This window comes from Enterococcus sp. HMSC076E04, assembly GCF_001814285.1.
Taxonomy (GTDB): domain Bacteria; phylum Bacillota; class Bacilli; order Lactobacillales; family Enterococcaceae; genus Enterococcus_B; species Enterococcus_B lactis.
Genome location: NZ_KV815578.1, coordinates 42,709 through 55,723, shown reverse-complemented (window position 1 = coordinate 55,723; position 13,015 = coordinate 42,709). Strand labels below are relative to the sequence as shown.

Annotated in this window: 12 protein-coding genes; 3 read left to right on the top strand and 9 right to left on the bottom strand. The window is 37.5% G+C overall.

Features of this window, described 5'->3' with window-relative positions; translation table 11 throughout:
* Positions 1 to 99: 99 nt before the first annotated feature.
* A complete protein-coding gene (locus tag HMPREF2961_RS03325) occupies positions 100 to 990 on the top strand; it encodes an ArsR/SmtB family transcription factor (protein ID WP_002310057.1) in 891 nt (296 codons plus the stop codon).
* Between the two features lie 75 nt (positions 991 to 1,065).
* Here the strand turns inward: HMPREF2961_RS03325 and nadE are convergent, their stop codons facing one another.
* From nadE to HMPREF2961_RS15635, 8 genes are all read right to left on the bottom strand, one after another.
* Entirely contained in the window at positions 1,066 to 1,890 is an 825-nt protein-coding gene (gene nadE / locus HMPREF2961_RS03320; RefSeq protein WP_002315712.1) for an ammonia-dependent NAD(+) synthetase, read from the bottom strand.
* Positions 1,891 to 1,901: 11 nt separating this feature from the next.
* A complete protein-coding gene (locus tag HMPREF2961_RS03315; RefSeq protein WP_002291453.1) occupies positions 1,902 to 3,374 on the bottom strand; it encodes a nicotinate phosphoribosyltransferase in 1,473 nt (490 codons plus the stop codon).
* Positions 3,375 to 3,553: 179 nt separating this feature from the next.
* On the bottom strand, positions 3,554 to 4,582 hold the full coding sequence (locus HMPREF2961_RS03310) for a WxLIP family cell surface protein (protein WP_070703949.1): 1,029 nt from the start codon (positions 4,580 to 4,582) through the stop codon (positions 3,554 to 3,556).
* 106 nt (positions 4,583 to 4,688) lie between these two features.
* Positions 4,689 to 5,312, bottom strand: a complete 624-nt coding sequence (locus tag HMPREF2961_RS03305) for a WxL domain-containing protein (RefSeq protein WP_025477313.1) — start codon at positions 5,310 to 5,312, stop codon at positions 4,689 to 4,691.
* A 22-nt stretch (positions 5,313 to 5,334) separates the two neighbouring features.
* The gene (locus HMPREF2961_RS03300) at positions 5,335 to 5,907 is read right to left on the bottom strand and encodes a hypothetical protein (protein ID WP_025477312.1); all 573 of its coding nucleotides are present in this window, start codon (positions 5,905 to 5,907) and stop codon (positions 5,335 to 5,337) included.
* Entirely contained in the window at positions 5,897 to 6,193 is a 297-nt protein-coding gene (locus tag HMPREF2961_RS03295; protein WP_002315707.1) for a hypothetical protein, read from the bottom strand. The genes HMPREF2961_RS03300 and HMPREF2961_RS03295 overlap by 11 nt, the downstream gene beginning before the upstream one ends.
* Positions 6,194 to 6,266: 73 nt before the next feature.
* Positions 6,267 to 8,222, bottom strand: coding sequence for an L-type lectin family protein (locus HMPREF2961_RS03290; protein ID WP_256277967.1), 1,956 nt, complete (start codon positions 8,220 to 8,222; stop codon positions 6,267 to 6,269).
* 63 nt (positions 8,223 to 8,285) lie between these two features.
* On the bottom strand, positions 8,286 to 9,062 hold the full coding sequence (locus HMPREF2961_RS15635) for a hypothetical protein (RefSeq protein WP_256277966.1): 777 nt from the start codon (positions 9,060 to 9,062) through the stop codon (positions 8,286 to 8,288).
* Positions 9,063 to 9,502: 440 nt separating this feature from the next.
* Here HMPREF2961_RS15635 and HMPREF2961_RS03285 point away from each other — a divergent pair, with 440 nt between their 5' ends.
* Positions 9,503 to 11,044 (top strand): helix-turn-helix domain-containing protein, encoded by a 1,542-nt coding sequence (locus HMPREF2961_RS03285; protein ID WP_070703947.1) that lies wholly within the window; start codon positions 9,503 to 9,505, stop codon positions 11,042 to 11,044.
* Between the two features lie 601 nt (positions 11,045 to 11,645).
* On the opposite strand, the gene HMPREF2961_RS03280 is transcribed toward HMPREF2961_RS03285, so the two are convergent.
* Positions 11,646 to 12,002, bottom strand: coding sequence for a DUF1827 family protein (locus tag HMPREF2961_RS03280; protein WP_002293629.1), 357 nt, complete (start codon positions 12,000 to 12,002; stop codon positions 11,646 to 11,648).
* A gap of 222 nt (positions 12,003 to 12,224) precedes the next feature.
* On the opposite strand from HMPREF2961_RS03280, the gene HMPREF2961_RS03275 reads away from it, so the two are divergent.
* Positions 12,225 to 12,977, top strand: a complete 753-nt coding sequence (locus tag HMPREF2961_RS03275; protein ID WP_002315703.1) for a MerR family transcriptional regulator — start codon at positions 12,225 to 12,227, stop codon at positions 12,975 to 12,977.
* The last annotated feature ends 38 nt before the right edge of the window (positions 12,978 to 13,015 follow it).

The following is a 13,015-nucleotide window of genomic DNA, read 5'->3' as shown; positions in this document are numbered from 1 at the left end:
TAATGTAAATATTAATTACGATTAAATCAAATAATTCAATATAGCTTTCATTAATAAATATGTTAATATAGAAGAAAAACCTTTTAAGCGGTGATATATATGCAACTACAAATAAACGAGGAATCCTTACCGGTATATGAAGCATTAGCTAGCAAGACAAGAATCAGGATCATTCAGCTGCTTTCCAAAAAGAAGATGAATGTCAAAGATTTGGCAAAAGAACTTGGAGTAAGCAGCGCGATCACGACGATGCACGTGAAAAAGTTAGAAGAAGCGAACATCATCAAAACAGAGAAAATAGGACAACAAAAAATTTCGAGCCTTCGTGTCGATAAAATAGATATCAGTTTCCCAGAAAAAATATTCAATGCTTTTGACACGAAAGAAACATCGATACCTATTGGTCACTATACGAATTATGCAATTGAACCGACATGTGGTTTAGCGACGATCCATGACTTTATCGGAAAAGTGGATGAACCACGCTATTTTGTGGATCCTCGAAGGATGGATGCTCGTATCCTCTGGTTCACCAGCGGGTTTGTCGAGTATCAGTCACCTAATTTTTTGAATGCAGAGGATACATTAGAAATGTTGGAAGTTTCTGTGGAAATTTCTTCTGAATTTCCTTTTTCAAATGACAATTGGCCTTCCGATATCACTTTCAGCCTAAATGGCGTAGAGCTAGGAACATGGACGAGTCCTGGAGATTTTGCTGATATCCGTGGGAAATATACGCCTGATTGGTATCCAGATAATCTTAATCAATACGGCTTGCTGAAGACGATCCGAATCACCAAACATTTGACAAATATGAATGGGGAACCTTTGTCAGACATCACGATCAACGACATTCCTAAAGATCAAGACACTTGGCATTTGCGAATCGAAGTAAAAGAAGATGCCGAACATGTAGGTGGCTGTACTTTATTTGGTAAAGGATTCGGTAATTACGACCAGGATATCAAATTAAAAGTTTACTACAGCTGATAGTTTTCTTTTCTATTTTATAAAGAAAAAACAGCCAATCCCTATGAAGGGATTGGCTGTTTTTTTATTTTATTGTTATTTCCAAAAATCATCCAAAACAGAAATTGGTAAATGACGTTTATGCTGCGTCTTATTCCACCACGCTTCGATTTTTTCTTGTGCTTGAGCGGGAACTTCTTTTCCTTCTAGATAATCATCGATTTCGTTATACGTAACACCTAGTGCGACTTCATCCGCAATCATTGGTTTTCCATCTTCAAGATCTGCAGTCGGAATTTTTGTGTATAGCTTTTCCGGTGCATTCAATGCTTGAAGCAATTGTTTCCCTTGCCGTTTGTTCAAACGGAACAATGGTAAGATATCGGCTCCTCCATCACCAAATTTCGTGAAAAAACCAGTGATGTTTTCTGCAGCATGATCTGTCCCTAATACAGCTCCTGCTCTTTCTCCGGCTACGGCATATTGTGTAATCATTCGTTGTCGTGCTTTGATATTTCCTTTGTTAAAATCGCTGATTTCCACACCTGCTTCACTTAATACTTGTACTTGTGCATCAACAGCAGGTTTGATATTTACTCGCAGACTGACATCAGGCTGGATAAAGTCAAGGGCAGCTTTTGCATCTTCTTCATCTGCTTGTTCACCATAAGGAAGACGAACAGCGATAAATTGATAGCTTTCATCTTTCGTTTCTTCACGCATTTCTTCCATCGTTAGTTGCGCCAAACGACCGGCTAAAGTAGAATCTTGACCACCGCTAATACCTAATACGAAGGTTTTAAGAAACGGATATTTTTTCAAATAAGTTTTCATAAAATCAATACTTTTACGAATTTCTTCTGTTGGATCAATTGTTGGTTTGACACCTAATTCATGGATGATTTCTGTTTGCAGGCTCATTTATTCTCCTCCTATGCTTCTGTATGAAGTTCTGCTACGCTTTTTTTCATTCGTTCCATCGTAGCCATTTTATGGTTCCAGCATTCAGTAGATAGATCGACCGGATATTTTTGCGGATTCAAGTCTCGTTTGTACTCTTCCCACAGTGAATCTAGATTTTCTTTTGTATATTCTTTGATTTCGTTTAGCACGGGTAGTTCGTATACTCTTTTTCCTTCGATAAAGATATCTTGTAAAACGGGGCGAGCGGTAAAATCCCGAACAGTTTTATTGATAAACGTATGCACTGGATGAAACATAAAGATAGCTTCTTCTTCTCGAGGATCTTCATCCCATAATGTGACATAGTCTCCTTCAGATTTCCCATCAGAGTTTCGAGTAATACGCCATACTTGTTTTTTTCCTGGAGTTGTCACTTTTTCCGCATTGCTTGATAACTTGATCGTATCCACCATATTTCCTTCGCTATCTTCAATTGATACTAGTTTGAATACTGCACCAAGGGCTGGCTGATCATAAGCGGTGATCAGTTTTGTTCCGACACCCCATACATCAATTTTAGCTTTTTGCATCTTTAAATTCAAAATCGTTGCTTCATCTAAGTCATTTGAAGCATAGATTTTTGCTTCCGTAAATCCAGCTGCATCTAATTGTTCCCGAACACGCTTAGATATATAGGCCATATCTCCACTGTCGATACGTACGCCTTGGAAGTTGATTTTATCACCTAATTCTTTTGCTACGCGGATTGCACTTGGCACACCTGATTTCAACGTATCATAAGTATCGACTAAGAACACACAGTCTTTATGGGTTTTAGCGTACGCCATAAATGCTTCATAATCATTTCCATAAGATTGGACTAACGAATGCGCATGAGTCCCGCTAGCTGGTATCCCAAATATCTTTCCAGCACGTACATTGCTTGTAGCATCTGCTCCGCCGATATATGCCGCTCTAGTTCCCCAGACTGCCGCATCCAATTCTTGTGCTCGTCTAGTCCCAAATTCCAAGAGCGGATCTTCTCCGATCACAGATTTGATTCGAGCTGCTTTTGTCGCGATCAACGTTTGGAAATTGACCATATTCAACAGTGCTGTTTCTACTAATTGACAATGTGCCAAAGGACCTTCCACTTGGATCAATGGTTCATTTGCAAAAACTAATTCACCTTCACGAGCAGAACGAACCGTTGCTTTAAATTCAAAATTTTGTAAATACTCCAAAAACCCTTCAGGATAGACTTCTAAGCCACGTAAGTAAGCAATATCAGAATCACTAAACGTCAGATTCTCTAAATAATTGACTAACCGTTCCAATCCTGCAAAAACCGCGTACCCGTGGTTAAAAGGCATTTCTCGAAAATAACATTCAAAAACAGCATGTAAATCAGCTCGACCTAATTCCCAGTATGTCTGCATCATATTGATTTGATATAGATCCGTATGCAGCGTCAAACTGTCGTCTGGGTAAGTATTATTCATCTTGTATTACTCCTCTTGGCAAGTTTTCATTTCCTACCCATTATAACAAAAAAAATTAATAGGAAAAGAAATCTTCATTATTTTCTGAAAAAAGGGCTGCAACAAGACTTTTGTCACAGCCCCTACTCTTATTTTTACTACTTCTTATAAAACAGATTTCACTTAATATTCGATATGAATCACCTTCTGCGGAATTTCTTTCCTCTGCGATATACATAGAAACCACCGACTAAAAGAACCGCTGCTAGGGCTCCAATAATGATATACAACAAAGAATTTGTATTATTTTCTACAGTAAAAACCTCATGATTGACTGATCTTGCTTGTTCTTTCGTAATCGTAAAGTCTTTTGTCAGCAACCACTTTTGCCCTGTCTCATCTTGCGCTTCGACTAAAAGTTGATAATCCCCCGATTCTAAAGGTTTCGTATTTCCAGCTTCCCCATGATAAATAGGCATAGCAAAAACTGATTCAGGAGCAATACCACCATTTTCGATTTTTCGTGTCATTATCGGTTCTTCCTGTCCTTTTGAGTGAACAGTTGCTTCAACATTCACTCCCTTGATATTGATTGGTTGAGGATTTTCTAGCACAGCAACCACACCAGCATTATTGGTGATCACTTCGGAACGTACCTCATTCAACTTCAGATCCGGCACAACTTCCTTGTCATTTGCGCTCATCATCAACCCAACCACATAAGCGTATTCGCTAAAAAAAGGCTGATTACTTTCTTCTTTTTCGGCTGAAAAATCTTTTTTCACTTGGATCCCGCCTAATAAGATTCCATCAAAGGAAGTATCAGGTGCTTGCACTTCTAAAGTAACGACTCCTGCTTTATTCCCTGGGATCACTGCTTCTTTTGGATAATCGACCAATGCGCAGATGGGTTGCTGAACGATTGATTCCTCTGGTAATTCATTTTGTCCGTAGTCAATCACTATGTTTCCGTTTGTCTGAGCTGTATTGACATTGATAAAGTACGTTTGCTCCTGATCAGAAAAATTATTGATCTGGATCTGTAGTGTCTGTTTTGTTCCAGGTTCTACTCGTAAATCAAAGAATGAACGTCCTTCTCGCTGATTGTCCGGTAAAATAGGATGGACGCTATAGTCTGCTCCATGATTTTCATCAGCAAAAACGACGATTCCAGGAAAAACTAGCTGTATTAACAAAGTTATCAAAACCAATACTAAATGTCGTCTCACTTTTCATCCCTCCATTTTATGTAAAAAGGATGGAGTTAGCTTATCCGCTCCATCCCTTTGCGGTTGTTTACAAGTAAAACAAATTATTTTACTTGAAATACTGCTGTTAGATCGAATCAACTGCTGTGTAAGTAACTGTCCCAGTATACTCTCCAACCGATGTATTCGCTTTGACTGTTAGTGTTGGCGCTTCTGATGTGAGCTCACTTATATGATCAAATGTACCGGAAACATAAGATATCGGAAGAGTTGTTGCAGATTCTAATACATTTTCTCCATTGATCGTAAGAGCAGAAGCAATATCATCTGTTAAGTTTGTTGCACTGACTGTCAATACCCAATCTCTCGCAACTACAGCATTCTCCCAAGCTGCTGTCAGCTCTGTTGTATCTTCAACACCAGTGTATTCGCTGATCAATTCTAAAGCTTCTGTTTTGCTGGCTTCTAGCGGACGAAAATCGGAAGCTTGCAATGCGCCATCAAAAGTACCATTGACAGTTGTATTTGCGCTGATTTGCGCAACCGTATGTTCACCAAAATCGATATCAGGAACAGAATCTAGTGTAAAAATTCCTGGGTAAGTTGGAAGATCATCCACTACTAAAAAGTCAGTGATCTCCACTCTAGTCGTTCCATCTATCGGTTCACCAAATTCTGCTGCCATGACTGTTGGTGCAAAACATGTAAATAACATCGCACTTGTACTTAAAACCCCTACTAATTTTTTCATTTTTTGTCCTCCTTTTTTCTCATCAAAATTCTGCATTCACAAATCGCCAATAATGTTTCGAGTAGTAATGACCACTAGATGTCCCCTCAGGAAAAGAGAGTGTTGACTGCTCGCCAGGAATCGTATATGTAACGATTCCACGTTCTTTGTTTCCTGTTGACTGGATGATCGTACGATACTCTTTTCCTGCATCTTGGTGATCATATTCGAAAGCTTCCAATCCTTCGACAGCTTCTTCGTTCTTTCCGCTGAACATGCCTCTGCCTAATTGATAATCGGCAGTCAAAAGATGGCCATCTTTTTTACAACGGAAGTCTTCTGTTTTCAGTTGTAGTTGCCATTCTGTGCTCTCTTTTCGAGAATCAAGAAAGGTAATCGATAAATCGTTGCTCTCTCGATGGATTTGATTGTGTTCATCTGTATAGCGCGATACGAACAGTAAATCATCAATGTATAGCATCCGTGGAAATTCTTCATTCAAAGGAATGATTTTCAGAGAAGTCGTGCCCTCGGTCTGTCCGTGAACAGCAGAAGAACAGCTAAACATTCCTATGAATAATGCACTCCATAACGCTAGCGAAAATCTATTTTTCATGTTTTTCGCCTCCACGTATTTGATGACGATAGACTAAAATAACGCCGATAATCAACAGCGTCCCAGCAAATGAAATTAATCCTGCCTTTGCTTCACTTGCCTCTGGAAAACTGCTTTTCTGTTTTTCTTCTCCCATTTCAGTCTGCTTTCCTATCTCCCGTTCATTGATTTCTATGACTGCATGCGTTTCACCAGCTTGGGTAGCAGCATTCACCACTGGCATCGATAACGAGAACAGGAGTAGAAGAAGAACAGAAATTATCCAGTATCGGATTTTTGATTTCATTGTTTTCTCCTTTCCACTTTTTTTCTAGTATCTAGCCAGCCATACGATCCCCCCTTTCAAAGCTAGCTTCTTGCTATAACACATCTTCAATTTTCCACGTGATCGTTCCAGAATATACACCTAACTCATCTTGATTGTTTAGCCGCAGCAATAGCCCTTCTTCCTCCGAAAATTCATACTTTTTGTCAATCTCAAGCGTTAAAGCAGAAAGTGCGATTTCACCCCATTCATTTTTGAACACAAGATACTCTTCACTAATCGCATGTTGCATATCCAGATGATTTAGTTCTTCAGCGGATACGGTCACTCTATATGAATCCGATGTATTCAACGTGTTTCTAGTAACAACACGCATCCCTTCTTCACGAGCTTGTGCTTTTCTGTTCATTGGCAATTGTGATCGAGCATACTTCCAGCTGTATTCTTCTGTCACGAATTCAAATCCGATAAATCCTTCAACAGTGAAGGTTCCATTTAGCTCTAGATAAGTGATCTCATCATTGATAGGCCGATTATCAGTAAGGGTGAGCTTGATTGTATTTTCTCCTAGTTTGAAAACACCATCTGAATCTTTTAGATCGATTTTGAACCCTCTTGATTGATGCATTTTGAATTCTTCTTCTGCATCTGTGATTATCTGATTTTCAATCAATAACTCATCATTGATCCATACACTGTAATACAAACGATCTAAGTCTGGATCAAGATAATCAAATGTAAAGTGGAACGGATCTTGAAAATCAATAAATGTATCTTTTTCGCCAAACACTGCATTTGTCGTTCGTAAGTTGTCAATTTCTGGTGGGTGGTTAGGTTCACGCTGAATCTCGTATTCAACTGCATGTTCGACTTGAGCATGATAATACTCACCGGTTGTAGTGCCTGTTCTCCCAATAAACTCTACCCGCTCATAGACGTTATGATATTCAAGCCCTTGAAACTCTGATTTTACTTTTGTTTTGTAATGCAACGTCACTTCTGTTCCTATAGGAATCTCGATAGCTTCCTCTGGATAAAAGCGCTGGGTGGATGAATCATAAAAAGCATTTACATCTATTCTTGTAGCATTTTCACCGTTACTATCTAGTTCTTGATACGTAAAATATGGTTGATAGCCATCTTCTGATAAGATTAATTCAGTAAACTCAAAAGGATTGGATTTGCTTTCTTCTTCATCAGAAGTCAAGATAGTGATGCCATTATCTTCACTAGGATTAAGGAAGATACTACCATCGCCTTCTTCGTTGTAAAATGTAACTGCGTGTTCCAATTCTGTATTGATAGGGATTTTTTTGCCATTCACATTCACCGTCACGCCTTGCTCTTGCGTTGTAATTTCATGCACCAATTCCCCTTGGACCTCAAATCGTGGATTGGTTAAAAAGATTGCTGCATCTGCACGAGGACTAAGAAGAGAAAATTCAGCAGTCGCAGTGAATCCCCAGTATAGTTTCTTCGATGGAAGATTGGTAAAATAGTCATTGATATTGATGGTGCCTTCTGTTATGCCATATCCTCCTGTTTGGCGCAGATCCTCCATTGTAAAGGTAAGCATCCCTGCTGGGGTAATGTTGATATCCAATTTCCACCAGCTGTTAGTCGAAAATTCACTGTTTATGCCAAAGTCTTTTTTAAAAGATTTAGTAGTCGGATTACCTGAAGACGCTGCTGCAATATGGGCACCAGAGAATTCTCGATCTCCTAATGCATTGATATTTAGAAGAGGGCCAGTAGAAATTTTATTATCGAATTCAAGAATCATTCCATTCGCTATATACTTATCAATAGGAGCTATACCTGTCAAAAGGTCTGGGTGATAATACGCTCCTAATGACTTAGGTGAATGCCCTGCTGTAGGATCATACATATTGTAGATACCCCGTCTGCTGAAAAACAAATTAGTAGGATTCCCATCATGAAGAAAGAACGTGATTCCCTCTGTATCTTCATCAAAATAGAGATAACTTGTAAATCCGATATCCGTAGACATGTTCGTAAAATCAATCCTATTAGAACTTGTTGAAACCATATGCCCTCTGTTATATAGCAATGAACTCAAATTTGAAGGCGTCATATAACTTAATCGGTAGTCTTAATCTAATGTTGCGACATTAGGTGCAAGTGTGAAAATATGACTTGGTCTTGCAAACAAGTGATTTAAAGGAATAGCATCTGCAAAAGCACCATTCAAATTGGGATCTAATATACTGGGAGCGGCATAGTTTTCAACTTCTTCCGCTTCTGTTTGAGCTTCTTCCACTGGTTCTTCTCTTGATGCTTCTGGCTTATCAGAAATCTCAGTAGGCTCCCCATTTATTTCAGGTACGGCAGTATTTTCCGATAAATCGACTGCGACTACGTACTCTGTCTGGTCACCGATGAATATCTCTTCTAATTCATCTCCTGTTTGTTTCATTAGTCTTGGCGTAATTTTTAGATGGTATTGATTGTATTCTTCTACTATGAGGGTTTTAAAAACGATTGCAATTCTCTCATTCTCTGAAGAAAAATCACCTGCGTAGTACCATTCCTCATCAACTGGTCCTACTTTTCCAAAGGTTCGTTCGATTTCCTGAATGCTTTCTCTCAGTAATAATCCTTCGTGTTCAACTATTTCCAGCTTAAATTGCATTTGATATTCAGCTTCATCTTTTGCATGCTTCTCATATGTCATACTCCATTGTATCTGCTTCAGTTCCTCATCCATTTCGTAATCGATCACAATATTCGCATGTTCATCAGCTACTACTTTTTCAGACTCAGTCTTGGCAAAAGCGATTTGCGACAGTCCCGTAAGTTGCGATAAAAATAGGACAGCAACCATAAAAACTACACTGCCATAATGTGAGACAGTTTTCGTTTTTTTCATTTCCTCTCTTCCCCTTCTTGAATATTAGTGAGATTTTTTCAAAAAGCTCCGATATAGTCGTTCTCATCTTTTATCCGACAACTAAAATTTAACTTAATTAAAATAAGATTGCAAATAGATTAGAAAGAGGTTGTTAAAAAATATAATAACAAAAAAATACCGTAAACAGCCATTAAATCCATAATAAAAGGTAGCAACCAACTTAATAAAAAACATTAACTCATAAAAAATGGAAGTGTTTTCTCAAATAAATTGTATTTATCGATCAAATTTGAGACAATAAAATGGGAATAAAACTAAAAAAATGAGAAAAATATAATTTAAGCGGATATAAAGAAAAATGAAGAGGTATCTAGAAATGATCTGGAGTTGAATAATAGTTTATAAAATATTTGTATTTTTAATTATTTAAAGAAATAAGCAATCAAAAAGGAGGTCCTATGTTTTTCAATATTGTGTTTACCCAGAAAGAACGCCGCAAGTTAGCAATTTTTCATCTATTGGAGGAGCAACATGAATTAACTATCAAAGAAATCAGTAAAAAACTTGATTTATCTTCTAGTGTCGTAAAAAATATATTGAATGAAATGGAGAATGAATTTGATGACTTTTGCTTTTCTGGATTCAAATTATTGTCAAAAAACAAGATCAATCAGAATCTGCCAATTGATTTAAACTATGATTATTATTATTCCTATCTTATCCAGCAGAGCCTCCCTTATCGCGCGATTAAATCTTCTCTTTTCTATCCAGAGAAAAATCTGATGGAATTCTGCCAAGAAAATTTCATTAGTCGTGCTTCTGCTATGCGGCATCTGCAGTCATTAGCCGATTATGTACAGGAATTCGATGTCATTTTTAATCGCAGCCAATTATCTTTCAAAGGAGACGAACGCTTGATTCGCTTGATATTATTCAATATTCTTTGGGCAGCTTCTCGCGGAAATGAAGATTATGCTTTTTACGTCTCAAAATCTGAGTTATTAAAAAAATTGGCTGAACTTACTAAGCATACATCTTTAAATTGGAGTTTCGTAGGAAAAAAAGAAGTTTGTCTTTTTGCTGGGATTACCACTCAGCGAATTGCACAAGGTCACTATGTAGAGGATGACCCTCGCTATAGCGAAGCAGTTTTTAGTAATGATCATCGAATAAAATGCCTTTTTGGTGAACATTTTTCTATTCCCGCCTCTCATCAAGATAGTGAATTTCGTTTTGCACAATTTATGGTGTTTTATGCACCGACCTTTCAATATGAGAAGCCTACTCTTAATGAAGCTTTAGACATATTCGACAAAAAAGGACAGCTGCTTTCTTCCTTATTGAAAGAACTTGACAATTATTGGCAAACTGAGATTTTTCCTGATGACCGTGTTTTTCAACACAATCAAATTGTTCACCTCCATTTATTTAATATTCTTTTTTGTTATTATCTTTTTCCAAAGCGTGTACCGACACTCTTCTTTCTAATGAATTACTTTCATAAAAAGAAGTCTTCAAGTTATTACTATTTAAAAGAGCATTTTACCTTTTTCTTGAATAAGATGGGGCGGCGACATAATTATCAATGGCTTTCTATTTGCTGTAACGATTTAGCTGAAATATTTGCATGGCTGACTTTGCAATGTTGCGAGGACAATGAAAATTCAACTAAGTTACAAGTTTCTTTAGTGATGGAAACAAATTATTTTTTTACCCAAGATATCAAGAATTTTTTAAAAGACTTGTCCTTTATCGAACTGAAGGAATTATCCTATGAAGAAATACAACCCATTGATTTTCTGATCGTCTCTTCTGTACATCTTATGCCCAAAGAAACGGATACAAGTTATTATGTAGTGAATTTTTTGGAAGGAAAGACAGATTATGTCAAGTTGTACCTTGAATTGAAAAAAGCTCATGAAAATAAGAAGTTTCACTTGCTTTTAAAAAGACCTGAAAGAAAAAAGCTGCCGTCAATTAAACCACAACTGTTCGTATAATTGAATCGCAAAAAAGGGCTGCGACAAAAGTCTGTCACATTCCCTTTTTTCCGAATAAACGGTGTTCTCCTGCCAACTCCTCGGTCACAAGTCACAATATCCATAAAACATAAGAAGCTGTTTTTTGAAATTGTTTCTTGTGACTCGGAGCTGAACGGCAGGCTCACGACCTCTTGGTAAACGGTGTTCAAAAGCCAGTTTCTCGGTATTAAGCCAAATTTATGCAAAAATGTGGAAAGCCATTTTCACAAAATTTTTCTTAATACTCGAAACTAAGCGACTTTTTCACAACCTCTTCCTTAAACGGTGTTCCATCAGCTGACCTTCGGTATTAGCTCAACAAACGGCAAAATATGAGGAACTATTTTTCCGTTTGTTTCTCTAATACTCAGGTCAAAACGCTGATTTCACAACCTCTTCCTTAAACGGTGTTCAAAAGCTTGCATCTGCGGTAATAAGCCCAACCAAACAAAAAATATGACGAACTATTTTCGTTTGGCTGTTCTTATTACGTGATGCAGAACAGCTTTTTCACAACCTCTTTTTGCTGTATACATCATAAATATGGAGCGGTTTAGCATACTGTTTAGTCGTTAGGACATCAATCCATCGGATTCTTTTGTTCGACAACTACAATATCTTTATTTGGACGTTTGAATTGTATTCCGGCACGTTCCAGCTCCTGTTTCACTCCTATATGGACTTTGACATCTTCCCGTGTCATTTTTAAAACGTGATGAATCGCATAGTCGATTTCTTGCCTTGTGATTTTTTTCTTCGTATTGATCATCACAACTTGCTTTTTGTCATATGTGTCCACTAGCAGCAACTGTGTCCGATCTAACGAAAATAATTTGTAATAATTAATGGCCGTATTCCCAAAAAAGAATTCTACTACTTTAGGATAAAATGTCTTAATATTTAAATTACTATTCACAGGTGTTTCGATTAGCTTCATCTCATTCCTCTTTTCTATATAGTCGATTTAGATTCAATCCCATATATATTCCCCGTCGTCCCCAACATGAAGGAATCGGTTACAATTGAACCTTAAAAAACAAAAGGATTTACCTTTTATCACTTAATAGTATAACATAATTTTATGAGAAAAAAATACACTTTTTTCTTGACCTTCTCGTTACGTAAAGGATTATGCTTACATTTGTCAGGAGGAAAAATAATGGAATACACAATAAAGAAAATGTCAGAGATATCGGGAGTCAGTCCGAGAACCTTGCGCTTTTATGATGAGATTGGACTGCTAAAGCCAGCTAGGATCAATTCCTCAGGTTATCGGATTTATGGCAAAAAAGAAGTCGATCGTCTGCAACATATCTTATTTTATCGAACGTTGGCATTCAAGTTGGAGGATATTCAAGAAATCTTAGATAATCCGTATTTTGACCACCAGAAAGCTTTAATCGAACATCAGCAGATGCTTCTAGAAAAACGGGCACAAATCGACATCCTCTTGGCAACTGTCCAACAAACACTTGATAGGTACGAAGGAGGAAGAAAAATGAGTGATAAAGAAAAATTTGAAGGGTTCAAACAACAAAAATTGAAAGAAAATGAAGAAACTTATGGACAAGAGATTCGACAAAAATACGGGGAAGAAAAGGTTACAGCATCCAACGAAAAATGGATGAATATGGATAAAGAAACGTATGAAGAAATGCAAACTGTTGAAAAGCAGATGTTAGCTGATCTCACTCTTTATTTACAAGCCTCTGCAGATGAAAACTTAGCAGATCGCATCTTTCAAGCTCATAAGAAGTGGTTATCTTACAGCTGGTCTGAATATCAGCCAGAAGTGCATAAAGGATTAGGGATGATGTACGAGGCCGATGAACGATTCAGTGCATATTATGACGAACGAAGTGGTCAAGGTGCAGCGAAAGCATTAAATGAAATCATCCAAAAAAAGGCATAATAGTTTACATGATCCGACAAAAACGACCGAACAACAAA